Source organism: Actinopolyspora mzabensis, assembly GCF_900101095.1.
In the GTDB taxonomy this organism is placed as follows: Bacteria; Actinomycetota; Actinomycetes; order Mycobacteriales; family Pseudonocardiaceae; genus Actinopolyspora; species Actinopolyspora mzabensis.
The window spans coordinates 1-24,906 of sequence record NZ_FNFM01000017.1 but is presented as its reverse complement, the minus strand read 5'-3'; the positions used below and the strand labels follow the sequence as shown (position 1 = coordinate 24,906).

Sequence of the window (24,906 nt, the reverse complement as noted above, 5' to 3'; positions counted from 1 at the left end):
GCGGGGCAGTGTGTGTTTGGTGAGCTTTCGGTTCCGGTGGTCAGTAATGTCACCGGGCGGTTGTTGAGTCGTGAGGAGATGGCGTCGCCGGGGTATTGGGCGCGGCATGTGCGGCAGCCGGTGCGGTTCGCCGACGGTGTTGACACGGCGCTGGCTGCTGGGGTGGATGTGTTCGTGGAGTGCGGTCCGGACAACACCGCGTCTGCGATGGCGGCCCAATGCGTGCCGGATGACGTGGCGACCCGGTTGATTCCCACCCTGCGTGCTGGCGGCCGGTCGGGTGAGTTGGGTGAGGCGGAGTCGTTCGTGGCGGCGTTGGGCGCGTTGCACACGGCCGGGCATGCCCCGGATTGGGAGGCGTTCTACCACGGCAGTGGGGCCAAACCCGTGCTGCTGCCGACGTATGCCTTCCAGCGGGAGCACTACTGGTTGAGTCCGCCCGAGGTGGTGGGGGCTGGTTCGGGTGTTGGTGATGTGTCGGGTGAGGTGTGTCGTTGGTCGTTGGGGGGAACGCGGCAGGTTCTTCCGGCTGGTGGGGCGGTGCATGCGTTGCGGGTGGGTCCTGGGGTGCAGGCGTATTTGGCGGATCATCGGGTGTTTGGTCGGGTGGTGGTGCCGGGGGCGTTTCATGTGTCGGTGTTGTTGGCGATCGCGGCGAGTTGGTGGCCGGGCCGGTCGGTGGCGTTGGTGGATGTGCGGTTCGTGGCGGCGTTGGTGGTCGATGAGGGTGAGGCGGGTTTGCCGGTGCAGGTGCATCTGGTGCCCGATGACGACACGGGCGAGTCCGAGATGCTGCGGGCGACGGTGGCCAGTTGGCAGCACGACCAGTGGACCACCCACGCCCACGCCCACCTCACCCCCACCGACGAGCCCGCCGGGCTTCCCACACTTCCCGCGGTTCCGCCCCCGGAGGAGATGGAAACCACCGATTCACTCCTGGACTCCCTGCGCGCGGTGGAGGTCGACTGGGGGCCACGCTGGCGGTGGCTGTCCGGATTCCGTAACACCGGTGACGCCTGCCACGGCTCCTTCACGGTTCCGGAAGGCGTCGACACCACCGAAAGTCCCGTCCCCGCGGGCCTGCTCGACAACGCCTTCGCGGTGGCCATGTCGCTTTCCGACCACATCGAGGCGGGCACCCCACAGTTGCCCTTCCACATCGAACGGCTCGTCTGGAACGCACAGCACAGCACCGTCCGAACCGCGACCGGTGCCGGTTCCAGTTCGCAGGAGTCGATGACACGGGTGGACGACCTCGTCGGGCGGGACGTGGCCGGGGAACCGGTGTTCCATCTGGAGGGGTTCACCGCGCACCGGGCTCCGATGCATCGGTTCCTGACTCCCCGACACGAGAACGACCTCTTCCGAATCGCACTCGAACCTGTCGACCCCGATCCGGTGCCGTCCGAGTCGACGAACGGGGAGTCCCGAACCTTCCGGCACCTGCCCGCGTTCGAAACGGATGTCACCGCCCTGACGACCGAATCGACCGCAACGGGCGGGACACCGACGATCGTGGTGGAGTGGCCGGATCTCCCCTCGAACTCGGACGCTGTTCGAGAAGCGACCGGGTGTGCGCTCTCCTGGATCCAGGCGTGGTTGGGCTCCGAAGTACTCGGACGGACGCGGCTGGTGTGGGTGACGCGTAACGGGATGGCGATCGGTGACGAAGCGACGTCCCCGGCCGCCGCGGCGGTCTGGGGCCTGGGCCGGACCGCGCAGTCGGAACACCCCGACCGATCCTTGGTACTGCTCGACGTCGATGCCGAGCTCGACCACGCCTCACTCGACAGTGCCCTGCGGGCACTGCCCGCCGACGAACCCCAGCTGGTGCTGCGTGGCGGGACCCCGCACGTCCCTCGACTTACCCCTGTCGAAGCCAGGTCCTCGCGACCCGACACCACCGATGACTCAGGTGTTCGGTTCGACACCTCGGGTACCGTGCTCGTCACCGGGGCCACCGGTGGGCTCGGTCGCATCGTGAGTCGGCATCTCGTCACCGAGCACGGTGTCCGCCACCTGCTGCTGCTGTCGCGCTCCGGTACCGAAGCACCCGGCGCCGACGACCTGGTCGCCGAGCTCGAGGAACTCGGTGCGGAGACGGTGACCCTCCGCGCGTGCGACGTGTCCGTTCGCCAGGAGCTGGCGGCGGCGCTCGACACTATCCCCTCGGATCATCCGCTGCGTTCGGTCGTGCACGCGGCGGGAATCGTGGATGACGGTCTGCTCGCGGACCTCACCGACGCGCGGGTCGATGCGACCCTTCGTGCCAAGGCCGACGCGGCGCTGCTGCTGCACGAGTTGACCGAGTCGACGCCGTTGTCGGCGTTCGTGCTGTTCTCCTCGGTGGCCGGCACGTTCGGCAGTTCCGCTCAAGGCAGCTACGCGGCGGCGAACGCCGCGCTGGACGCGTTGGCCTCACGTCGGAGAGCGCTGGGGCTGGCGGCGACGAGCCTGGCATGGGGACCGTGGTCCGAATCCGGCATGGCAGCCGATATGGACGAGGCGCTTCGGCGCCGGCTGCGGCGCGAGGGGTTGCGGTTCATCGACCCCGAGAGCGGGATGCGGCTGTTCGACGAGGCCCTCGCCTCCTCGGAGGCGGTACTCGCGCCGGTACCACTGGACCGCGGCGCCCTCCGGGAAGCGGGTGGTGCCGCGAGCGCACCGCCGCCGCTGCGCGGCCTCGTGCCTGCGCGGCAACCGAGTGAGCACGATCGGGAGGGGACGACGCTCGCCGACACGCTGGCCCGGGAGTCGGAGGCGGAGCGTCCTCGTATCGTGCTGGAGGCGGTGCGCGCGGAGATCGCGGCGGTACTCGGGTTCGGCTCCGCCGAAGCTTTGCCCGCACAGCAGGCCCTGCAGGAGCTCGGACTCGACTCGCTGCTGGCTGTGGAAGTACGCAACCGACTGTCCGGGCTGGCCGGGGAGAAACTCCCGGTGGATCTCCTGTTCAGCTATCCCACCGCGCAGGCGCTCGCCGATCGGCTCTCGGAACTGCTCACCCCGGACGAGGCGGAACCCGACGAGGCCGAGCAGGCGCGCGAGCTCGTGGCCGCGTTGGAACGCTTCTCACCGGAAGCGCTCGAGCGCAGCGGAGCGACACGGCGGTTGCTCGATCTGACGTATCGGCAGCGGCAGAGCCAGGACGACCAGCACGTGGAACGGCAGGAACTCGAGGAAGCCTCGGACGAGGAGCTGCTCGAAATCCTCGACGAAGAGATCTCGAACCGGTGAGCCCACCCGGGCCGGACGGACACCCCCACTCCCGGACACCGGCTGGAATCCGGCTCCCTCGGAAAGGTTATTCGACTTGGCGACCGACCCAGAGCTACGAACGTATCTGAAGCGGGCGACCGCGGAACTGAAGGAAACCAAGCGCCGACTCGCCGACGAGCTGCATCGCAACAACGAGCCGATCGCCATCGTGTCGATGGCCGGGCGTTACCCGGGGGGAGCCGACACGCCCGAGGGACTGTGGCGACTGCTCGACGAGGGGCGTGACGGTATCGGCGACTTCCCGGATCGTCCGGAGTGGAACGTCGAGGACGTCTACGATCCCGACCCGGACGCGCCGGGGCGCTCGACGACCAAGGAAGGCGGTTTCCTGCACGACGCGGGCCTGTTCGACCCCGAGTTCTTCGGGATCAGCCCGAAAGAGGCCGAGCGGTTCGACCCGCAGCAGCGCGTACTCCTCGAGACCTGCTGGGAACTCCTGGAACGCGCGCGGGTGCCTCCCTCTTCCCTGGAGGGCAGCCTCACCGGCGTCTACGCGGGCGTCATGTACAACGACTACCTGTCGCGGTTGGGGCACGACAACACGAACTTCGACGGGCACAACGTCGCGGCAGGCGCGGGAAGTCTCGTCTCCGGACGCATCGCCTACACGCTCGGGCTGCAGGGACCCGCCGTCTCGGTGGACACCGCCTGCAGCTCGTCGCTGGTCACCATCCACACCGCGATGCAGGCGCTGCGGCGTGGTGAGTGCGACCTCGCGCTCGCGGGCGGGGTCACGGTGATGGCCACCCCCTCGATCCTCATCGAGTTCAGCAGGCAGTACGCGGCGGCGCCGGACGGTCGCTGCAAACCGTTCTCCGCCGACGCAAACGGTGTCGGTTGGGCGGAGGGCTGCGGGATGCTGCTGCTCGAACGGCTCTCGGACGCGCGGGCCAACGGACGCGAGGTGCTGGCGGTGCTGCGCTCGAGCGCCACCAACCAGGACGGTCGCAGTCAGGGGCTGATCGCGCCGAACGGTCCTTCGCAGGAGCGGGTGATGCGGGCCGCGCTGACCGCGGCAGGCCTCGGTCCGGAAGACGTGGACGCGGTGGAGGCGCACGGCACCGGCACGACGCTCGGCGATCCGATGGAGGCCCACGCCGTACTGGCGACCTACGGCACGGGACGTGGCCCGGAGACGCCGCTGTACCTGGGCTCCGTCAAGTCCAACTTCGGCCACACGCAGGCGGCCGCTGGTGCGGCCGGTGTGATGAAGATGGTGCTCGCGCTCCGGAACGAGCGGTTACCCCGATCGCTGTACGCCGAGAAGCCGTCGACCGGCGTCGACTGGTCGACGGGGCACGTCCGGCTGCTCGCGGAACCCGTGCCCTGGCCACGTCGGGAGGAGCGCGTCCGCCGCGCGGGCGTGAGTTCGTTCGGGATCTCCGGTACCAACGCCCACCTCGTCGTCGAGGAGGCACCGCTGCCCCCCGAACCGGACGAGGACGGCTCCGACCCGACCCCGGACTCGGAACTCGACACCGCGCCGCGAGCACTTCCGACCCCGTTGCCGCTGGTCCTGTCCGGACGCGGTGCGGAAGCCCTCCGTGCCAACGCCGCACGCCTCGCCGAGTGCCTGGCACCACGGCTCGCCGCCGCGGAATCCGACGAAGCCGCCACCGCGCTCCGGGACGTGGCCTGGAGCCTGGTCACGACACGCGACGTGCACCGGGAACGGCTCGCGCTTCCCGTCGGCGGCGAGGACGCCGTCGACGCGCTCCGGTCGGTCGCCGAGGGGACGATGCCGTCCGGTGCTGTCCGGGCGCGCGGAGAGCGATCGCAGGTGGTCTTCGTCTTCCCCGGCCAGGGCAGCCAGCATCCCGGCATGTGCCGCGAGCTGCTCGCCGACCGCGTGTTCCGCCGGGCGCTCGACGAGTGCGATCGGGCGCTTCGCCCCCACACCGACTTCTCGGTGGTCGAGCTGCTCGAGGCCGACGACGAGGCACAACGCGAGGCGATGGATCGGGTGACGGTGGTGCAGCCGCTGCTGTTCGCCGTGGCGGTCGCGCTCGCGCGTCTCTGGCAGAGCCGGGGCGTCCAGCCGTCCGGGGTGCTCGGTCACAGCCAGGGCGAGGTCGCGGCAGCGGTCGTCGCGGGGATCCTGAGCCTGGCGGACGCGGCGCGCGTCGTCGCGGTGCGCAGCCGCCTCGTCGAGGGTCTTGACGGGGACGGTGGGATGGCCGGTGTCGGGTTGCCGGTGGAGGAGGTGGAACGGCGTCTCGCCGGGCGCGACGGTCTCTCGGTCGCCACGGTCAACACCACCGGGTCCACGGGTGTGGCGGGCGATCGTGCCGAACTCGAACGCTTCATGTCCGAGCTGGACGCCGAGGGTGTGTTCTGTCGCCGCATCGCGGTTGACTACGCCTCCCACTCGCCGCAGGTGGATCCGATCCTGGATCCGATCCGCCGGGAGTTGGCCGCACTGGCCCCAGGTGCGGGTGAGGTCCCGATCTACTCGACGGTGCGCGGTGAGCGGCTCACCGGTGCGGAGCTGAACGGTGCTTACTGGGCCGACAACCTGCGGCATCCGGTGCGCCTGGATCGCGCCCTGACCGCGCTGGCCCCAGGCGGCCGGACCGCGTTCCTGGAGATCAGCGCGCATCCACTGCTGGCCGCACCGCTGCGAGGGGACGGTCACGAGGCGGTCGTGGGGTCCCTGGTTCGGGACGAGGATACCCGGGCTCGGTTGCGGATCGCCGCGGCGGAACTGTTCGCCCACGGTATCCCGGTGGATTGGAACACGGTCTGGGATGGTTCCCGGGCACGTGCCGTCGAGCTGCCGACCTACGCGTTCCAGCGGGAGCACTACTGGCTGGACGTCCCGGAGACCTCGCGAGGCGACGCCCGGACCCTCGGTCTCGAATCGGGAGAACACCCGATCGTGGTGGCCCGCACGGAGCTGCCGGACGGCGGCGTGCTGTTCTCCGGCAGCTTCGAGCCCACCACACATCCCTGGCTGTTCGAGCAACGTGTCCACGAGACACCGGTCGTGCCCGCGGCCGCGGTGGTCGAACTGGTGCTGCACGCCGCTGTCGAACTGGGAGCCGGTCTCACCTCGTTGACCGTCGATTCCCAGTGGCCGCTCGACGACCGGCGTGCGTGGCGCGTCCAGCTCACGGTGAGCCCCGGCTACGAGAGCGGGGCGCGTTCGGTCGTCGTGCGCGGTAGGCCTCGGGACGCGGGCGAGGACGAACCGTGGACCACGCACGCGAACGCGACACTGACCGGGGAGGAATCCCCCGACCAGGCGCTCGACGCGCTCGGTGAGTGGCCGCCGGCGGGAGCAGAACCGGCAGCGGTGGAAACCGGCGACCGGCTGGTGGGGCGCGGTATCGACATCGGCCCCGCCTTTCCCCCGGTGGAGACGGTTCGCAACAGCGGAGACACGTGGTTCGTCGAGGCCCCGCTCCCCGAGGACCTGGCCACGGACGTCGATTCGAACGGGGCCGCGTCCTTCCGGCTGCATCCCGCGCTACTGGAGACGGTGGTGCAGACCGTGGCCGCCCACGCCATCGACACCGAGGGGCCACTGCTGCCCGTCGAGTGGCGGGGGGTGCGGTTGCACGCGTTCGCCGTGACGGCGGTCCGGGCACGCGTCACCCGCGTCGACGACGCGGAGTTCCGGATCGAGCTGTTCGACCCGATCGGCTCGCCGGTGGCCACGGTGGACCGGTGTTCCTTCCGTCCCGTCGCGACCGAGGACCTTCCGCAGCCGCCACGGCGACCGGCGAGTTCGCTGCACCGCGTGGAAACCCGCCCGGTTCCGGCACGACAGGATCCGGACGAGCCGAAGCCGGTGCGCGTCGTGCGCTTCCCGGACTTCGAGCCCACCCCCGAGGGCATCCGCGAGGCGACTCGCCGGGGACTCGCCCTACTCCAGGACTCGCTCGCCGCCGACGCCCCGGAAGGTGAGCGCGTCGTGTGGGTCCTGCGCGACGCGGTCACCACCGGCGACGACGATCACCCCCCGAATCCCGCCACGGCGGCCCTGTGGGGACTCGGCCGGTCGTTCTCGGCCGAACACCCCGAGGACGGCCTCGTGCTCCTGGACACCGACACCGATCGGGATGAGGCGGACCTCGCGGGGCTCGTGCGGCGTGCACCGGAGGAGGAGCACCAACTCGTGGAGCGAGACGGGGCCCTCACGGCACTCCGCCTGGTCCGCGCCTCCGACTCCGAGACCGGGGAGGACACCGCTGAAGAATCGTCGCTCGCGTCGGGGACGGTGCTGGTCACCGGAGGAACCGGCGGACTCGCCCGATTCACCTGCCACCATCTCGTGGCCCGGCACGGGGTGCGGCACCTGGTGCTGCTCTCCCGATCCGGGAAGCGAGCGGCCGGTGCCGAGGCGCTGGTCCACGAGCTCGAAGCGGCCGGTGCGGAGACGGTCACCGTCACGGCCTGCGACGTCGGTGATCGGGCGCGACTGGCGGAAGCACTCGGTGACATCCCGCCGGAGCGCCCGCTGACGGGTGTGTTCCACACCGCGGGCGTCCTCGACGACGGCTTGATCGGTGATCTCACGCCGGAACGCCTCGATACCGTGCTGCGACCGAAGGTGGACGGTGCGCTGCACCTGCACGAGCTGACCGAGAACATCCAGCTGTCCGCTTTCGTGCTGTTCTCCTCGGTGGCGGGCACCATCGGTGGTCCCGGCCAGGCCAACTACGCGGCGGCGAACGCGGCTCTCGACGCCCTGGCCGAGCGCCGCGCGCACCGAGGATTTCCCGCACTCAGCCTCGCCTGGGGCGTTTGGTCGGAGGCGGGCCTGGCGACCGAACTGGACGAACAGCTCCGGAAACGACTCGACCGCACGGGCATGCTGCCGATCGACCGCGCGTCCGGTACGGCGCTGCTGGACGCCGCACTGCGCGGATCGACCACCGTGGTCACCCCCGCTCCGATCGACACGGCACTGCTGCGGCGGCGCGTCACCACCCGGCCGGAGACCGTGCCCGTCATGCTCAGGTCCCTGATCCGGGGACCTCTTCGGCGGGCCGCCGACGGGCGCGGCACCGGTTCCGAACCGGCCACCCGGTTCGAACGGCTCCCGGAAGCGGAGCGAGCTCCAGCGCTGCTCGAGGCGGTGCGCGGCGAGCTCGCCGTCGTCCTGGGGCTGTCGGGTGCGTCGGCGGTTCCGTCGGATCGTCCGGTCCGCGAGCTCGGTCTCGACTCGCTGATGGCCGTCGAGTCCCGCAACCGGCTGGCGGCACTGGTCGGTGCGCCGCTCTCGGCGAACCTCCTGTTCGACCACCCCACGCCGGAGGACCTCGCCGGCGTGCTCGGGGAGAAGCTCGGTTGGGGGGGCGGTGCCACGCGGCGGAACGTGAGCGACGAGGAGACGCGCATCCGGGATCTCCTCGCCACGGTACCGCTCGCACGGCTGCGGGAGACCGGTCTGCTCACCCCGCTACTGGAGGTGGCCGAAGGTGCCGGCATCGAAGACACCGGGGACTCCACCGAGGCCGGGGAGATCGACTCGATGAACGTGGACGACCTCCTTCGCCTCGTCGACGAGGAACAGGGCGAATAGCCGGACCACGACCGGCAACCCCACGCGACGCCGAGAGGTACTCATGCCCGACCAGGAAAAGCTCACCGAAGCCCTTCGAGCCTCGTTGAAGAAGTCCGAGCGGCTGCAGCAGGAAAAACGCGCGCTCGTCGCCTCGATGCGCGAACCGATCGCGATCGTGTCGATGGCGTGCCGCTATCCGGGTGATGCGCACACTCCGGAGGACTTCTGGGACCTCCTCGCCGAGGGCAGGGACGCGATCACGTCGTTCCCGGAACGGCCCGGCTTCCACCGGGACCGCCTCTACGATCCGGATCCGGAGGCGCCGGGTAAGTCATACGGATACGAAGGGGGCTTCCTGCACGAGGCCGGTGAGTTCGACCCCGCCTTCTTCGGCATCAGCCCCCGGGAGGCGCGGCACATCGATCCGCAGCAGCGGCTGCTCCTCGAGACGTCGTGGGAGACCTTCGAACGTGCCGGGATCCGCCCCTCGTCGCTGGCGCGCAGCTCGACCGGTGTGTACACGGGTCTCTTCCCGAACTTCTACGCCACCGGCGACCTCGAAGAACTGGACGGGCACGCCACCGCCGGATCGCTGCCGAGCGCCGCGTCCGGGCGGATCTCCTACACCCTCGGTCTGGAAGGTCCTGCGGTGTCGGTCGATACCGCCTGCAGCTCCTGCCTGACCGCGCTCCACCTCGCGATGCAGGGACTGCGCCGCGGCGATTGCGATCTCGCGCTCGCGGGTGGGGTGACGGTGATGACCAGCCCGGCCGGTTTCGTCGAGTTCAGCAGACAGCGGGGCATGGCCCCCGACGGTCGCTGCAAGGCCTTCTCCGAGCACGCCGACGGCATGGGCTTCGGCGAGGGGTGCGGCATGCTGCTGCTCGAACGCCTCTCCGACGCCCAGCGGCGGGGTCACGAGGTGCTTGCCGTGCTGCGGGCGAGCGCCGTTAACCAGGACGGTCGCAGCCAGGGGCTCACCGCCCCGAACGGTCCCTCGCAGGAGCGGGTGATCCGAGCCGCTCTCGAATCGGCCGAGCTCTCTCCCGCCGATGTGGACGCGGTGGAGGCGCACGGGACCGGTACCACGCTCGGCGATCCCATCGAGGCCAATGCCCTGTTGTCGACCTACGGCGCGGACCGTGCCGGGCGGGATCCGCTGTGGCTCGGCTCGGCCAAGTCCAACATCGCCCACGGTCAGGCCGCCGCGGGCGCGGCGGGCGTGATGAAAATGGTGCTCGCGCTGCGCAACGAGCTGTTGCCGCGCTCGCTGCACGCCGAGGAGCCGAGCCGGCACATCGACTGGTTCACCGGAAACATCGAACTGCTCACCGAGCCCACCCCGTGGCCCGAGCGCGAGGGGCACGTGCGGCGCGCGGGCGTGAGCTCCTTCGGACTGTCCGGGACCAACGCGCACGTCATCGTCGAGGAAGCGCCCGCTCCTTCGGCGAAGTCCGAGACCGACGCATCCGTCGACCACCCCGGGACGGAGGGCGACCTCCCGGCTCCCGCGACCGTTCCGCTCGTGCTGTCGGGGCATTCCGAGGACGCGGTGCGCGCGAACGCGGCGAGGCTGGCCGACCATCTCGAGGACCGAGCCGACGATCAGCGGTGCTCCCTGGTGGACACCGCCTACAGCCTGGCCACCACTCGCGACGCGTTCCGGCACCGCCTCGTCGTCCCGGCCACCGAGAGGGCGGAGGCGATCGAGCGGTTGCGTACGTGCGCGGCGGGTTCGCGGCCGAGTGGAACGGTACTGGCGATCGCGAAGCGGAACCAACCGGTCTTCGTCCTCCCCGGGCAGGGCAGCCAGTACCCGGGGATGTGCCGCTCGCTGCTCGGGGAAGCGGTTTTCCGCGAGGCGCTGCTCGAGTGCGACGAAGCACTTCGCGGTCACGTCGGCTTCTCCGTGGTCGAACTCCTGGAGTCCGACGACGAGGAGCAGCGCGAGGCGATGGCGCGGGTGGACGTGGCGCAGCCGCTGCTGTTCGCGGTCTCGGTCGCGCTGGGCAGGCTCTGGGAGTCGTGGGGAGTGTCCCCGGCCGCTGTCGTCGGGCACAGCCAGGGGGAGGTGGGTGCCGCGGTGATCGCCGGTGCGCTCGGCCTCGACGAGGGCGCACGGGTGGTCGCGGTGCGCAGTCGGCTGATCCGGGGGCTCGACGGTGACGGTGCGATGGGCAGCGTCGGACTGCCGGTCGACGAGGTCGAGCGGCGTCTCGCCGAGCGGGAACGGGGGCTGTCGGTGGCGGTGGTCAACACCGCCGAGTCCACCGTGGTCGCGGGAGACCCGGCCGCGCTCGACGCGCTGCTCGGCGACTTGGAGGCCGAGGGGGTGTTCTGCCGACGCATCGCGGTCGACTACGCCTCCCACTCACCGCAGGTGGACCCGATCCTCGACGCGATCGCAACCGAGCTCTCGGACCTGACACCGCGCGAGGGTCGCGTCCCGATCTACTCCACCGTACGCGGTGCACGACTCGACGGGAGCGAACTGGACGGCGGTTACTGGGCCGACAATCTGCGCCTGCCGGTGCGACTGGATCTGGCGCTGGAGGCACTCGCCCCCGGTGAAGAGACGGCGTTCCTCGAGTTGAGCGCGCATCCACTGCTCGTCGCCAACCTGACCGGTAGTGGCCACGAGGCGGTGGTCGGGTCGCTGCACCGCGACGCCGACGCCGCGAGTCGCGTTCGTGTCGCGGCGGCGGAGCTCTTCGCGCACGGGATCCCCGTCGACCGGGAAGCCGTCCATTCCGGACTGGGTGCGAAGCCGGTGGCACTTCCCACCTATGCGTTCCAGCGGCAGCACTACTGGCTCGAATCGGACCGCACCTCGCCCCGGGACCTCACCGAGCTGGGGCTGGACACCTCGGAGCACGCGCTTCTCGGCGGGCGAACCGACCGGCCCGACGGCGGTGTGGTGTTCACCGGCCTGGTCTCACCGACGAGCCGCTGGTCGACTTGCGATGTTCACGACACGACGATGGTTCCTGCCGCCGCGCTGCTCGACGCGGTGCTGCACGCCTTCTCGACCGTCTCGGATGAGGACGTGATGGGGGTGCGGGAGGCCACGTCGCGGACGCCCCTGGCGGTCGAGGGCACCGCGAGGCGGTTGCAGCTTTCGCTCGAACCGGAACAGGACGGCGGAACGCGGACCTTCACGCTGCACAGCCGGGCAGCGGAGGAGGTCGGTGCGTGGACGTGCCACCTCGTGGGAACGCTGGCCGCGATGCCGGCGGAGGAGTCGACCGCCGCCCCGCAGTGGCCACCGCGAGAAGCGACCGAACTCGACACGGACGAGCTGTCCGAGACGCTCGCGGCACGCGGGTGGCACCAGGAGAGCGCCACGCGCGGTCTCCGGCGGATCTGGCGGGACGAGGACGCCCTGTTCGTGGAAGCCTCGTTACCGGAAGCCGACGAGGGCGACCGAGCGGGCGGGTACGGCACCGACGTGGACGAGGGGTACGGCCTTCACCCCACGTTGCTCGACGCGGCGCTGCGGGCGCTGGAAGGGAACGACCCTTCTCCGGAGGAGGACCTCCACCTACCGGTGGAGTGGCGCGTCGTCCGGCTTCACGCGGTCGGGGCTAGGTCGGTGCGCGCTCGAATCACCGGCGTCGGTGACCGGGAAGCTCGTATCGAGCTGTTCGACCCGACCGGTGCCCCGGTGGCCACGGTCGGTGCCATCGCTCGGCGTCCCGTGACCGCCGCGGAGCTCCGCACCACCGTCGGGGGCGAGCGGCCACAGCTCTACCGGGTCGCCATGCGGCCGGTGCGTTCCCGCGCCGCGACCCCGACGACGTTCCGCGAGGTGGACCCGCACACTACCGACTTCGCCACGCTCGCGGGCGAGGTGCGCGAGGAGAACCCGGTCCTCCTCGTCCGCTGGCCGCGACCGGAACCGACGACCTCCGCCGTCCGGGAGCTCACGCATCGCGGGTTGAGCTTGCTGTGCGGCCTGCTCGAGACCGAGGGGCTCGAACACGCGCGTGTCGTCTGGCTCACGAGGCAGGCCTGGTGTGCCGACCACGACGACGCGCCCGCCAACCCGGCATCCGCCGCGCTCTGGGGCCTCGGGCGTTCCCTGCACACCGAGCAGCCGGACCGTGATCTCGTGCTCGTCGACATCGACGAGTCCCGTGCCGACGACGAGTCCTTGCACCAGCTGCTGCGTGCTCTCCCGGACGACGAGAACCAGCTCCTGCTCCGGGGCGAGACCTTCTCCGCGCCGCGGCTGACACAGGTCGACAGCGGAGCGGAACAGCCGGGGACCGCGTGGAATCCGGACGGCACGGCCCTGGTCACCGGTGGAACGGGGGCCCTCGCGCGAGTGACCTGTCTGCATCTGGTGCGGCACTTCGGGCTGCGACACCTGATGCTTCTCTCCCGCTCGGGAGCGACCGCCGACGGTGCCGACGACCTCGTGCGGGAGTTGCGGGAAGCAGGTGCGGAGACCGTCGCGCTGCGCGCCTGCGACGTCTCCGATCGTGCCGACCTCGAAACCGTCCTGGAGGAGATTCCGGAGGAGAACCCGCTTTCCGCGGTGCTGCACACCGCCGCGGTCGTCGACGACGGACTCCTCACCGACCTCACCGCCGAGCAGGTCGAGAAGGTGCTCGCACCGAAGGTGGACGCCGCCTTCCACCTCGACGCGTTGACCCGTGAGGCCTCCCTCGACGCGTTCGTGCTGTTCTCCTCTGCGGCGGGGACGTTGGGTGCGATGGGGCAGGCCAACTACGGGGCGGCGAACGCCGCTCTCGACGCGCTCGCGATCCGCAGGCGACAGCAGGGCCTGCCGGGACTCAGCCTCGGCTGGGGGACGTGGGTCGAGGCGGGGATGGTCACCGAGCTCGACGATCTCCTGCGACTTCGGCTGCGCCGCATGGGGCTCTCGCCGATCGACGACGAGCTCGGGGTGCGGCTGTTCGACGACGCGCTGCGCCGCCCGGACGCGTTCCTCGCACCGGTGCCGCTCGATCGCTCCGCCCTCCAGCGGACGGCGAGTGCGCAGCCGGGAGCGACGCCGTCGATGCTGCGGGCACTGGTCCACGTCCCCAAACGTCGTGCCGCCGGAACGGGCGACGCCGACGGTGGTGCGGCAGCGAGATTGCGCCGGCTTCCCGCGAGCGAGCGCGAAGCGGCTCTGCTCGAGATCGTGCGGAGCGAGTTCGCCGCCGTCCTCGGTATCGCGGAGTCGTCGGGGATCGCCCCCGAGCGACCGGTGCAGGACCTCGGGCTGGACTCGTTGATGGCGGTCGAGCTGCGCAACCGGCTCGGATCGCTCGTCGATGCCCGGTTGTCCGCTTCGGTGCTGCTGGAACACCCGAGACCTCGTGACCTCGCGCGGTTTCTCGTCGGCGAACTCGGTGTGGCGACCGAGGAGGACCCCGACCTCGCGGACGCACCGGCTGCGGACCGGGGCGCGGAGGGGGCGCGTACCACGCCGATCGGCGAGTTCGTCGCCGAGCCGTGGCTGTCGATGACCCGTGAGCTCTCGTTCGAGCCGCGCCACGCGGCTACCCGCTCCGTCCTGCTCTCGGGCGCGACGGGGTTCCTCGGAGCCCATCTGCTCGACGCGCTGCTCGACGATCAGCGGGTCGAGCGGGTCGTGGCGGTGGTGCGCGCCGGCGACGATCAAGAGGCCCGCCTGCGGGTTCACCGCTCATTGCACCAGTGGGGACTGTCGCACCTGGAGGGAGCCTTCGCGGAGCGGGTGAGCGTTCACGCGGGTGATCTCGGCAAGTACCGGCTCGGCATGGGTGAGGAGAAGTTCCGGCGGGTGGCTCACGAGACCACCGAGGTGCTGGCCAACGGGGCGGCGGTCGACTGGTTCGCCCCCTTCCGCGACCTCGCCAGGGTGAACATCGGTGGGGTGCACCAGCTTCTCGAACTCGCGTCGGTGGGGGCGCATCAGCACTTCTCGCTCGTGTCCACCCAGGCGGTGCACGACGTGGTGCCGCCGCTCGACGCGAACTACTGGGACGACGACCGCCCGCTCCAGGGGTACGGGACGAGTAAATGCGCCGCCGAGTACCTGGTCGGGGCGGCGCGGGAGCTGGGGCTGTCGACCTCGGTGTTCCGCCCCGGTGTAGTGATCGCCGGAGCGGAACGCGGAGCCGTGAACAAACGCCAGGGGGAGTACCACATCTTCCGGGCCGTCGTGGACTCGCGATCACTGCCGGACGACGGGCTCGGGACCGGTTCACCCGTCGACTACGTCGCCCACGCGATCGCACGCGGTGCTCTCGAGCCCGACGGTCGGGGCGCACACGAGGTCATCCATCCCGAGCCGCCCGCTCCGGAGGAGCTGCTGCGTCTTTTCCAGGAAGCGGGGTGGGAGTGCGACCTGGTTCCCGCGGAGAAGTTCCTGCGGTGGACATCCGAGGCGATGCGCTCCGGGGACCACTGGCTGCGGCTCGCGCAGGTGCTGCTGGAGGGGCACGGCGGGGCGGTCTCGACGCACGTTCCGTCGTCGATGCCCTCCGACGAGCTGGCACGGCGCTTCCGTCCGGAGTCGGGGATCCTGCGTACGCTGCACGCCATCACCCAGGAAGAAGGAACGGATGGGGTGACCGAGTAAGCGGTTCGAATCTTTCCGAACCGTGGCGTGGTCGCGCGTCGCGGCTCCGTCCTGTTTCGACGGGGCCGCGAAACCGGGCCGACGCCGGGCCCGCGAAACTATCCGCCTCGTCGGTCCGGGTGTGAAACTTCTCGCCCCCGAAACGAAAAGATTGGTGTCAGCCGTTCCCGCGAGGTGCGGAACCGGACGAGATCCTGTTTTTCTCGCTGCTCAGGAAGAGACTTTTCGGAAGTTCGGGGGAATGACCACTATGGGGAGATCCGCATGTTTTCGCAGTCCCCGCAGGGTGGAACTGCTGTACATCAAACGACTAAATGGTGAGTTGAAAGATTTTTTGCGACTGCCGATCAAAAAGAATCCTCCGTGTGTCCTGCCGACTCTTGTCAGTACGGCCGCAGGATCACCTCTGGCCGTCTCGTAAGTCCACGAAATCTGCGAGTTCGACAAGTAGCTCTCGGCCTCTTCGCGCTGTTCGTCGAGGTTGTGCTGCAGATCTTCCTCCCAGGTGGGTGAGTCGAAGCCGATGGGAAGGTCAAAATGATCCACGACGTGGATCACGTGCAGCGTGACGTCAAGATTTCGAGCGAATCCCGCACCGGCGTGCAGCGCGCTCATCCCGTCCGCTCTGGGGCGATGACCCAGTACTATGCTCGTTCCCGGCATGGTTTGAAAGATTTCCGACTCTGCTTCTTTCGATGGTGCGAACTCTTTCCTTCGGAGTTGCTTTCGATCGCAGTGGATGAAATTGTTACCGTGGTTGATGAAGATCGGCTGGTCGGTCGAATCAGGACACGATCTTTTATAGCACGACTCGTGGTGCACCGTGCAATGATCTGGCCGGGTCGACTTCTGCTGAAGGGTAAAAGTGACACGCGGACTGCGCGGTTCAATTCTTCGCGGTACGACTTTCGTGGTACTTCGATACATCGATCCGGGTTGAACCGGAAGCTTTTGAGGTCTCGGCGGGAAACACCTTGCCGGACCGTGCAAGACCGCACCGACGGATCGGTCCGACCCCGGGTACTCCCAACACGGGGGTGAGCTAAGCCCAGCAGCACCGCACCCGTGGCTCGCGGTCCGGTGGCCGCGGAATGCTGGGCAAAACGGACGGTGTTCGCGAACCGGGTGCGTGGCGTGTGCCGTAGTTTGATCGTGGGCAAGGTGACGGGAGACGGTTGCTCGGTCGAGAATCCCCTCATCCCGCGATGACGTCGCAGCAGCGGCACGTGGTGTCGTACCCGTTGGCCGGAGCCACGCACCGGTCTTGAGCTTTCCGTCTTCCGCCAGATCGGGGGCAATAATCAAGAACTGTTTGAGCGGTTCACCCAATAGGAGTAACAGGGTTGCCGTTGCCGCTATCAGCTTGACTGGTCGCGCGCGCCGCTTCTACAGTGTTCAATATATCGAACACGAATTGACCATCATGGGAGGCGGTTTCGAGCCGAGGCACCACGGGTGACGTCGAACCCGTAGCGGGATGTAGACGTGGATATTGGTCAGAAGAGGGTGTCGTGGTTGGCGCCACCCTCGTTGCTGAGCAGTGGATGATTCATGGAACTGCGATCGAAGTACGCGTTCGGCTCTCGCGCCGCGCGGCAGAACGACAACCGTGGGGTAATATTCAGCGATATATCGATTCTCATGGTGGCGGTCATCTGGGGATCGAGTTACGTTGTCATGCAAATAGTGGGGGAAGCGCTGCCGGTCATGGCGTTTCTCGCTCTTCGGTTCCTGATGTCGATTCCGGTTATCGCCGTGCTCGGTTGGCGTTCATTGCGTTCGCTCAGCGGCCAGGAGATCGGCACGGGTGCATGGTTCGGGTTCCTGCTGTTTCTCGTGTTGGTTTGCGAGACGACCGGAGTACGTTTTACGAGTGCCGCCAACGCCGGTTTCCTTATTACCGTGTCCGTGGTTCTCATTCCATTGTTCGAGCTGGTCCTCTTCTCCCGTCGATATCCGGCCCTGGTCTATGTCGCCACGGTGGCCGCGATCGTCGGGTGCGGCCTGTTGTCCCTGGCACATGGATTCCGCCCCCAGCTCGGTGATCTCATAATCCTGGCCGCGGCGCTGGTGCGTGGCTTTCAGATAACACTGTTCGGCAACAGCTCCAGGGTGGTCGGGCAGTCGTTGACAAATATCACCTTCGTCGAGTTCGTCGTGGTTTTCACGCTCGCAGGGGCAGCATCGTTCGTCTTCGAGCACAATGCCTGGTCCAGCATGCAGGGGATCGGTATCGAGGAATGGATTCTGATAGCTTATCTGGGCGTTCTGGGAACATCGTTCGCTTTCTTCGTGCAGCTCCGAAGTGCCCGGATCACCAGTTCTACGAGGGTCGGTATCATCCTGTCGACCGAACCGATCTTCGCGGCGATGTTCGCCATCGTAGTGGCGAATGAGCAGCTCACCGTGCTGCAATACATCGGCGGCGCACTGGTCGTCATCGCTGCCTTCGTCGGACGGATTATGACCAACAGCCCCAAAGCGTCCTCGAACGAAGGTTCACAGAGCTCGTCCCGCTTCGTCCAAGAGAGTAAGGTAAACGGAGGAGGTTAGCCCCGCGATGTCCGAAGAGAACACTACTTACGAACGTCTGATCAACTGGCTCGACGAGAACGACGCCCGGTACGAACTCATCGACCACCAGCCCGAGGGAAAAACCGATGTGGTCAGTGGGTACCGAGGGCATCCCGTCGAGCAGGCGGCGAAGTGCATCATCGTCATGATGAAGCTGACGAAGAAGACGAAGCGCTATGTTCTCGCGGTGGTTCCGGGGAACAAACGAGTCGACCTGTCGGCTCTCAAGGGGCTGTACGGTGGGATCTACGCCGGATTCGTCGAGAACGCCACCGCCGAAAGCCTCGCCGGTTCCGTGTCCGGCACGGTTCTCCCCTTCGCGTTCAACGGTGAAGTCGAGCTGCTGGTGGATCCCGGGATGCTCAAGCACGAATATATTTATTTCAACGCCGCCCGTCTCGACCGCTCGCTTCGCCTGCACAGCGATGACTACGAGCGCTTGGCGGCACCGCGGGTGGAGTCGATCGCCGAAGACGAGCCGAGTCACGTGTCGGAGCACGGCGGGGCGGATCGGCAGGCGTGATCCCGGTGCCCAACGACTTCCGGCGGTCCGACTCGACCGGGAAAGGGCGTATGGGTAGCCAACGGTCGTGAACTCCTCGACGGTGAAGATACGACTCGTTCCGACGCCGTGAGGTGAAGATTCCGAGCACGGATGTCGAGTCGCCACTCGCGCCAAGCCACGAGCCCGGGATACCGGGTATTCGGCACAGCACCGTGCATTCGCTCCGACGGGCTCACCGCTCCGCCAAGTCCCGGTGCCCCCGATCGCTCATGCGCCACCACCCGCAAACGTGTGCACGACACCGCCTCGCGGTCGAGCGGCATCAGTGGTCGGACGCATCGATCCCTACCCAGCCGTGTCGATCGTCGCAGTGGTGCCCCGACGGAACGGGCGTCTCCATCGTTCGCGGAGCTCAACCGACACCGGCGGTACATACGTCGGCCGAACCGGTGATGCGAAACCGATCACAAGGCTACCCAGCTTGGTCGAGCCCGGATCGTTGACTCCGTAGCGGAGGATCTTCCAGCGGACTGCCGCGTTCCAAGGCCAATCGAAGCCAACCTCCGGCGAGGAGAGAGGTTCCCACAGCCAGGATGATGAGTGCTGTGAAGCCCTCCGCGTTGACGATCCCGGAGTCGAAGGACAGATTGGCGAGTACGATCCCGGGGCCACCACGAGCGTTGAGGGCCACGGCCAAGTGCAGCGCGGGAGTGCGGCGCTTTCCTCCCAACCTGCCACCGAGGTATGCGCTGACGAGCTTGACTCCACTGGCAAGGACGAACAATGTTGCCGTAAAGCCGAGAGCGAGGTTGTTGACGAGATCCAGTTCCAGGCCGACCGCCGCAAAATACAGCGGCAGGAAAAAGGCCGAAGCGAACGATCGGTACTGTGCGGAGAGTGTTACCTGGTTCTCCGACTCCAGCCGGGCGATCAGTATTCCGGCGACGAATGCGCCGAACATCGGTTGTACACCCACGAGTGAGGCAGTAGCGGCCATCGCCGTTGTCAGTACCGCACACAGCGTGGTGGCGCCGAACGGGGATATGTTGGCAACGACGATCCTTTTCATCATCGGATTCGCCGCGCGTGGGAGCAGGACCGCGGCCGCGAACAGGAACAAAAGGGTTGCGACGACGTAGTAGAAGCCCATGCCGATTCCAGGGCTCATGCCCACGAGCTCAGGCAGTCCCACCATGGAACGCTCTGAGTCGTTCGCCAACCCGAGGGCGACCGATATCACCACGTAAAGAACGACGTCCTCGATAACTGCCACAGACAGCACCACACCGGCAAAAGCCGTGTTGAGAATGCCTAGATCGAGCATTATTCGCGATATCACCGGTATGCTGGTCACCGCTACCGCGCTCGCAATGACCAGTATAAGGGCTGAACGGTTTTCTGCCGGGCCGGATACGGAATTGATTTCGAACAGGTTCAGTCCGAGGAGTGTGGCCGCAAAAGGGATTATCATTCCTACGACGACCACCATCGTCACAGCTTTTCTGTTCCCCTGCGGAAAGAGTCTGCGAACCTCGGTCCCCGCCAGGAACATCAACATCAACATGCCCAGCTGCTCAGCTCCGCCCAGGACTGTGGAAACAGGACCGACAGCAGGGATGAGGCGATGCGTCAGATCGGGTGCGAAAAACCCGAGCACGGTCGGTCCGAGCAGGAGGCCACCGAGTAGCTCGCCTGCCACACGCGGCTGATGCAGCCGTTGCGCCAGTTGTCCGAGAACGTGAGCGATCACCAGTACCAGAGTAAGAGAGACAAGCAGTTGAGCGAGGTTGCCCTCGGACATGTTCCGTCACCTTCGCTCTCGACACGACAGCATCTTCGTCGCAACGTTTTCGCCGGATGTTGTTCATGATTCTCCCGTTCATGGATTCCGAGTGCTATATGTCGAATGTGGCAATACGCACTACAACTTTCCGCTCGGTTCCGTTGTTATCATCTATCCAAGAACATATCTCCGACTGCTACTTTTCCGGTCCGTGTCCGCGAATTAATGTTGTTGTCGAAGTCGGGCACGTCGAGATTATTTCGGATCCGAAAGAGGGATGTTCATGTCGGACAGTTATTCGCGGCCGATCATCGCTTTCATGAGCGACCTGGGCACTACTGATGATTCGGTCGCGCAGTGTAAAGGCCTGATGATGAGCATATGCCAGGATGTGACCGTAGTGGACGTGTGCCACTCCATGGAGCCCTGGAATGTGGAGGAGGGAGCTCGCTACATCGTTGACCTGCCCCGGTTCTTCCCCGAAGGCACCGTCTTCGCCACCACCACTTATCCGGCCACCGGCACTACGGCGCGATCGGTGGCGGTACGGATCAAATATCCGGCCAAAGGCGGTGCTCGTGGTCAGTGGGCGGGGTCCGGCGAGGGATTCGAACGCAGCGAGGGCTCCTATATCTACATCGCCCCCAACAACGGTCTTCTCACGACTGTGCTCCAGGAGCACGGTTATACGGAGGCATATGAGGTGAGCTCGACGGATGTCGTTCCCGCCAGGCCTGAACCGACTTTCTACAGTCGGGAAATGGTTGCCATCCCATCAGCGCATCTTGCGGCGGGGTATCCGTTGGAAAAGGTGGGGCGCAAGCTGCAGGACTCCGAGATAGTCCGGTTCACGCCACCACAGGCCACGGTCTCACCAGAGGGCGATCTAAGCGGTGTCGTAACAGCAATAGACCATCCCTTCGGCAATATCTGGACCAGCATTCACCGGGACAACCTCGAATCTGCCGGAGTCGGTTACGGCACGAACCTGAAAATCGTTCTGGACGACGTTTTCCCCTTCGAATTGCCGTTGAGCCCCACATTCGCCGATGCGGGTGAAGTTGGTGATCCGGTCGTTTATGTCAACAGTCGTGGTTATCTGTCCTTGGCCCGCAACGCGGCAAGTCTGGCCTACCCGTACAACCTGAAAGAAGGAATGTCAGTCAGAGTGACCCGGTCGTAGTCGGCGGGGTGATCGACGCTGCCCGTGCTCGGCGCTACTGGGTACGGGCAGCGTTCCCACCTTGCCGGTGGCGAATATCTGTTCCGATCGTCGGATGGGAAAACAAATGAACTCTTCCTCTGGTCATGAGGGTGGTTTTTCTCACGATGTTTTGGGGTATTCGAGTCGTGGCGCCTGGAGTAACCCGTCGAAATATCTCGTCGATCGCCTTGTGTGCACGATTCGTGAGTTTCCGGACTTTCCGCGGGAGGGCGTTTTGTTCCGCGATCTGAGCGGGACGATGAGTGATCCCTTTTTGTTGAGATCGGTGGCGACACATATAGCTTTGGCCTTCGAGGGTAAGTTCTCCGCTGTTCTTGCCGTCGATGCGCGCGGATTTATCCTCGGAACCATGGTATCCCAGATCAGTTCGTGCCGATTGGTGCTGGCCCGCAAGCTCGGCAAGTTACCCGGTGCCGTGCATCGCGCGACGTACGAGTTCGAGTACGGCGCGACGGCTCTGGAGGTCCAGCGAGATGCGTTGAGCGCTGAACAATCCGTACTCGTCGTCGATGATGTACTAGCCACTGGCGGAACCCTGGCCGCCGCCGGTGCGCTGGTTTCGCGTGCGGGGGCCAAGCTGAGCGGCTTCGCCACTGCCCTGGAACTGACCGAACTGGGCGGTCGACGAACGCTGGCGCCTTATCCGGTGTTTTCGCTGTTGACGACCTGAGCGAACGCTGCGTACCGATCGTGTTTTCGAGCCGCTCCTCCTTCTCCGACCGTCCGGTAGCCGGTGGTGGTTGACACGTTGGTGGGGGCTTGAGGGACGGCTCGCGCATCGGCGGGACGAGAACCGACGTGTCGCTGTCCGCGGACAGCTCTCCCGAACTGCACTGGGCAGCACGACTAGACCAGTCCGGGCAGCACGACTAGGCAAGGTCGGAGCGGTACTTTCGGGCCAGCTGCCACGGGTAAGTCCCCGGTTCCGTCGAGACGGCGTCGGTGTCGGTCAACACGGCGTACTCCATCGCACTACTACAAGAGCACTCGGTATCGGCCGTGAGCCCGGGTACGAGGGTAAGCAGAAGGCGTTGTGTGGCAATTACGTTGCGGGCCATCACTGATGCCACGGTGTGCGCCTCGACCGAGTCGTGCGTGTCGTGCCAGCAGTCGTAATCGGTGACCAGCGACAGTCCCGCATAGCACAGTTCGGCTTCTCTGGCCAGTTTGGCCTCCGGCGACGCTGTCATCCCGATGACGTCCAACCCCCAGGACCGGTACAGTTCGGATTCCGCCCGAGTGGAGAACTGCGGCCCTTCGATGCAGCAGTAAGTTCCCCCGTCGTGCATGACGGTCTCGCCCGTCCGCCGACCGGCCGACAGGATCGCCGAACGCAAGTCTGGGCAGTACGGATCGGCAAACGCAGCGTGGGCCACCGGTGTGTTGTCGAAGAACGAAGACCTCCGGAGGCCTGATGTGCGGTCGACGAGCTGGTCGGGCACCACCAGGTGCCCGGGTTCGTAATCGGAGCGGAGGCTGCCTACAGCGCTGATTGCCACCACTCGACGCACCCCGATCTCCTTGAGGGCGTAGATATTTGCACGCTGTGGTATGGCCGTGGGGGATAATTGGTGCGCCGCGCCGTGGCGCGGCAAAAAAGCGACACGAATGTCGGACAGTTTTCCGATGATTATCTTTTCGCTGGGGTCTCCGTAGGGGGTGGAAACGACTCGGTGCTCTTCCACGGAAAATTCGTCGAGTCGGTACAGTCCGCTGCCGCCGATGATGGCTATGTCAGGTTTCCCGTGAGTCACAGTTCTGTTCCTGTTTTGTGAGGGGCTGGAAGTCCGTATCAACCATATGCCATGATTGACGGCTTTTTCATCGGAAGAAAGTGACAGTCTCGGATACTACTTAAGGACACTGTCGAAGCCGTGGATATGTTGCGAGAGTGGAAGCATTCGAAGGAAGTTGTGAGCGCTGTAGAGGGGATGCACCTACTACGGTCCGTCGGCCGGCGCGAGGTTGCCCGATTGAGGAAACGAGGAAGGGAAATCATGAGCCCGAAGTTGCAGAAGGCAGGGAATATCGAGTTCGCTATCGCGGATCCGAAGTTGGCCGAGTCCGGCCGTCACCAGATCCGGCTGGCTGAACACGAGATGCCCGGCCTGATGGCGACTCGCCGGGAGTACGCGGACAGCAAGCCGCTCAAGGGTGCGCGTATCGCGGGTTCGCTGCACATGACCGTGCAGACCGCCGTTTTGATCGAGACGTTGGTGGAGCTGGGTGCCGAGGTGCGCTGGGTGTCCTGCAACATCTTCTCTACCCAGGACGAGGCCGCCGCGGCCGTGGTGGTTGGCCCGAACGGCACGCCGGACAAGCCCGCCGGTGTCCCGGTGTTCGCCTGGAAGGGTGAGACGTTGGAGGAGTACTGGTGGTGCACCAACCAGCTGTTCCAGGGCTTTTCCGACAACCGTGGTCCGAACATGATTCTGGACGACGGTGGCGATGCCACCATGCTGGTCCAGAAGGGCGTCGAGTTCGAGACGGCCGGTGCTGTGCCGCAGCCGACCGAGGACGATCCGGACGAGTTCAAGGTCGTGCTGTCGGTGCTGCGTGAGAGCCTGGCCAACGACAAGCAGCGGTTCACCAAGGCCGCCAAGGAGATCAAGGGCGTCACCGAGGAAACCACCACCGGTGTGCACAAGCTCTACGAGCTGGTCAAGTCCGGTGACCTGTTGTTCCCGGCGATCAACGTCAACGACTCGGTCACCAAGTCGAAGTTCGACAACAAGTACGGCTGCCGCCACTCCCTGGTGGATGGCATCAACCGTGCCACCGATGTGCTCATCGGCGGTAAGGTCGCTGTGATCTGCGGTTTCGGTGATGTCGGCAAGGGTTCGGCCGAGTCGCTGCGTGGCCAGGGCGCCCGGGTCATCGTCACCGAGATCGACCCGATCTGCGCGCTGCAGGCCGCGATGGAGGGCTACGAGGTCAAGACGATGGAGGAGGTCGTCGACACCGCCGACATCTTCATCACGACCACGGGCAACTTCGACGTCATCACGGCCGAGCACATGAGCCGGATGAAGCACAACGCCATCGTGGGCAACATCGGCCACTTCGACAACGAGATCGACATGGCCGGTCTGGAGAAGACCCCCGGCATCACCAAGACCGAGATCAAGCCGCAGGTGCACGAGTTCACCTACCCGGACGGGCACGCCGTCATCGTGCTGTCCGAGGGCAGGCTGCTCAACCTGGGTAACGCCACCGGGCACCCGAGCTTTGTGATGTCGAACTCGTTCACCAACCAGACGATCGCCCAGATCGAGCTGTTCAACAAGACCGACGAGTACGACCGCGACGTCTACATGCTGCCCAAGCACCTCGACGAGAAGGTCGCCCGGCTGCACCTGGACGCGCTCGGCGTCAACCTCACCAAGATGACCAAGGCCCAGGCCGAATACATCGGAGTCGACGTCGAAGGACCGTACAAGCCGGAGCACTACCG

General features: G+C 66.5%; 10 protein-coding genes and 1 pseudogene. 8 read left to right on the top strand and 3 right to left on the bottom strand.

Annotation, left to right across the window (positions count from 1 at the left end; genetic code table 11):
- The 3 genes and pseudogenes from BLR41_RS22220 to BLR41_RS22210 all read left to right on the top strand — a co-directional run.
- The coding region (locus tag BLR41_RS22220) for a type I polyketide synthase (protein WP_218120323.1) at positions 1 to 3,234 on the top strand (3,234 nt) is incomplete at its 5' end.
- A gap of 76 nt (positions 3,235 to 3,310) precedes the next feature.
- The gene (locus tag BLR41_RS22215) at positions 3,311 to 8,806 is read left to right on the top strand and encodes a type I polyketide synthase (RefSeq protein ID WP_092632801.1); all 5,496 of its coding nucleotides are present in this window, start codon (positions 3,311 to 3,313) and stop codon (positions 8,804 to 8,806) included.
- 46 nt (positions 8,807 to 8,852) lie between these two features.
- Positions 8,853 to 15,365: pseudogene (locus BLR41_RS22210) on the top strand (SDR family NAD(P)-dependent oxidoreductase); the annotation flags it as partial.
- A 210-nt stretch (positions 15,366 to 15,575) separates the two neighbouring features.
- On the opposite strand, the gene BLR41_RS22970 reads toward BLR41_RS22210, so the two are convergent.
- Positions 15,576 to 15,980 carry a universal stress protein gene (locus BLR41_RS22970; protein ID WP_176798102.1) on the bottom strand — a complete coding sequence of 135 codons (405 nt, stop codon included), beginning with the start codon at positions 15,978 to 15,980 and terminating at the stop codon, positions 15,576 to 15,578.
- Between the two features lie 936 nt (positions 15,981 to 16,916).
- Between BLR41_RS22970 and BLR41_RS22200 the strand changes: the two genes are divergently transcribed.
- Together BLR41_RS22200 and BLR41_RS22195 are read left to right on the top strand one after the other, a co-directional pair.
- Positions 16,917 to 17,918 (top strand): DMT family transporter, encoded by a 1,002-nt coding sequence (locus tag BLR41_RS22200; protein ID WP_092632792.1) that lies wholly within the window; start codon positions 16,917 to 16,919, stop codon positions 17,916 to 17,918.
- 7 nt (positions 17,919 to 17,925) lie between these two features.
- Entirely contained in the window at positions 17,926 to 18,462 is a 537-nt protein-coding gene (locus BLR41_RS22195) for a YbaK/EbsC family protein (RefSeq protein WP_092632788.1), read from the top strand.
- A gap of 454 nt (positions 18,463 to 18,916) precedes the next feature.
- Here the strand turns inward: BLR41_RS22195 and BLR41_RS22190 are convergent, their stop codons facing one another.
- On the bottom strand, positions 18,917 to 20,245 hold the full coding sequence (locus tag BLR41_RS22190) for a cation:proton antiporter (protein WP_092632785.1): 1,329 nt from the start codon (positions 20,243 to 20,245) through the stop codon (positions 18,917 to 18,919).
- Between the two features lie 265 nt (positions 20,246 to 20,510).
- On the opposite strand from BLR41_RS22190, the gene BLR41_RS22185 reads away from it, so the two are divergent.
- Both BLR41_RS22185 and BLR41_RS22180 read left to right on the top strand, forming a co-directional pair.
- Positions 20,511 to 21,410 carry an adenosyl-fluoride synthase gene (locus tag BLR41_RS22185; RefSeq protein ID WP_218120322.1) on the top strand — a complete coding sequence of 300 codons (900 nt, stop codon included), beginning with the start codon at positions 20,511 to 20,513 and terminating at the stop codon, positions 21,408 to 21,410.
- A gap of 106 nt (positions 21,411 to 21,516) precedes the next feature.
- Positions 21,517 to 22,122, top strand: coding sequence for an adenine phosphoribosyltransferase (locus BLR41_RS22180; protein ID WP_092632782.1), 606 nt, complete (start codon positions 21,517 to 21,519; stop codon positions 22,120 to 22,122).
- A gap of 199 nt (positions 22,123 to 22,321) precedes the next feature.
- Here the strand turns inward: BLR41_RS22180 and mtnP are convergent, their stop codons facing one another.
- On the bottom strand, positions 22,322 to 23,206 hold the full coding sequence (gene mtnP / locus BLR41_RS22175) for an S-methyl-5'-thioadenosine phosphorylase (protein ID WP_092632779.1): 885 nt from the start codon (positions 23,204 to 23,206) through the stop codon (positions 22,322 to 22,324).
- 243 nt (positions 23,207 to 23,449) lie between these two features.
- Between mtnP and ahcY the strand changes: the two genes are divergently transcribed.
- A partial coding sequence (ahcY, locus tag BLR41_RS22170; RefSeq protein WP_092632776.1) for an adenosylhomocysteinase occupies positions 23,450 to 24,906 on the top strand: 1,457 nt, incomplete at its 3' end.

Bases quoted from the DNA above. Each gene is read 5' to 3' on its own strand.
- BLR41_RS22200 (WP_092632792.1), top strand. From the start codon at position 16,917: ATGGAACTGCGATCGAAGTACGCGTTCGGCTCTCGCGCCGCGCGGCAG.
- BLR41_RS22180 (WP_092632782.1), top strand. From the start codon at position 21,517: ATGAACTCTTCCTCTGGTCATGAGGGTGGTTTTTCTCACGATGTTTTG.
- BLR41_RS22190 (WP_092632785.1), bottom strand. From the start codon at position 20,245: ATGTCCGAGGGCAACCTCGCTCAACTGCTTGTCTCTCTTACTCTGGTA.
- BLR41_RS22185 (WP_218120322.1), top strand. From the start codon at position 20,511: ATGTCGGACAGTTATTCGCGGCCGATCATCGCTTTCATGAGCGACCTG.
- BLR41_RS22195 (WP_092632788.1), top strand. From the start codon at position 17,926: ATGTCCGAAGAGAACACTACTTACGAACGTCTGATCAACTGGCTCGAC.
- BLR41_RS22970 (WP_176798102.1), bottom strand. From the start codon at position 15,980: ATGAGCGCGCTGCACGCCGGTGCGGGATTCGCTCGAAATCTTGACGTC.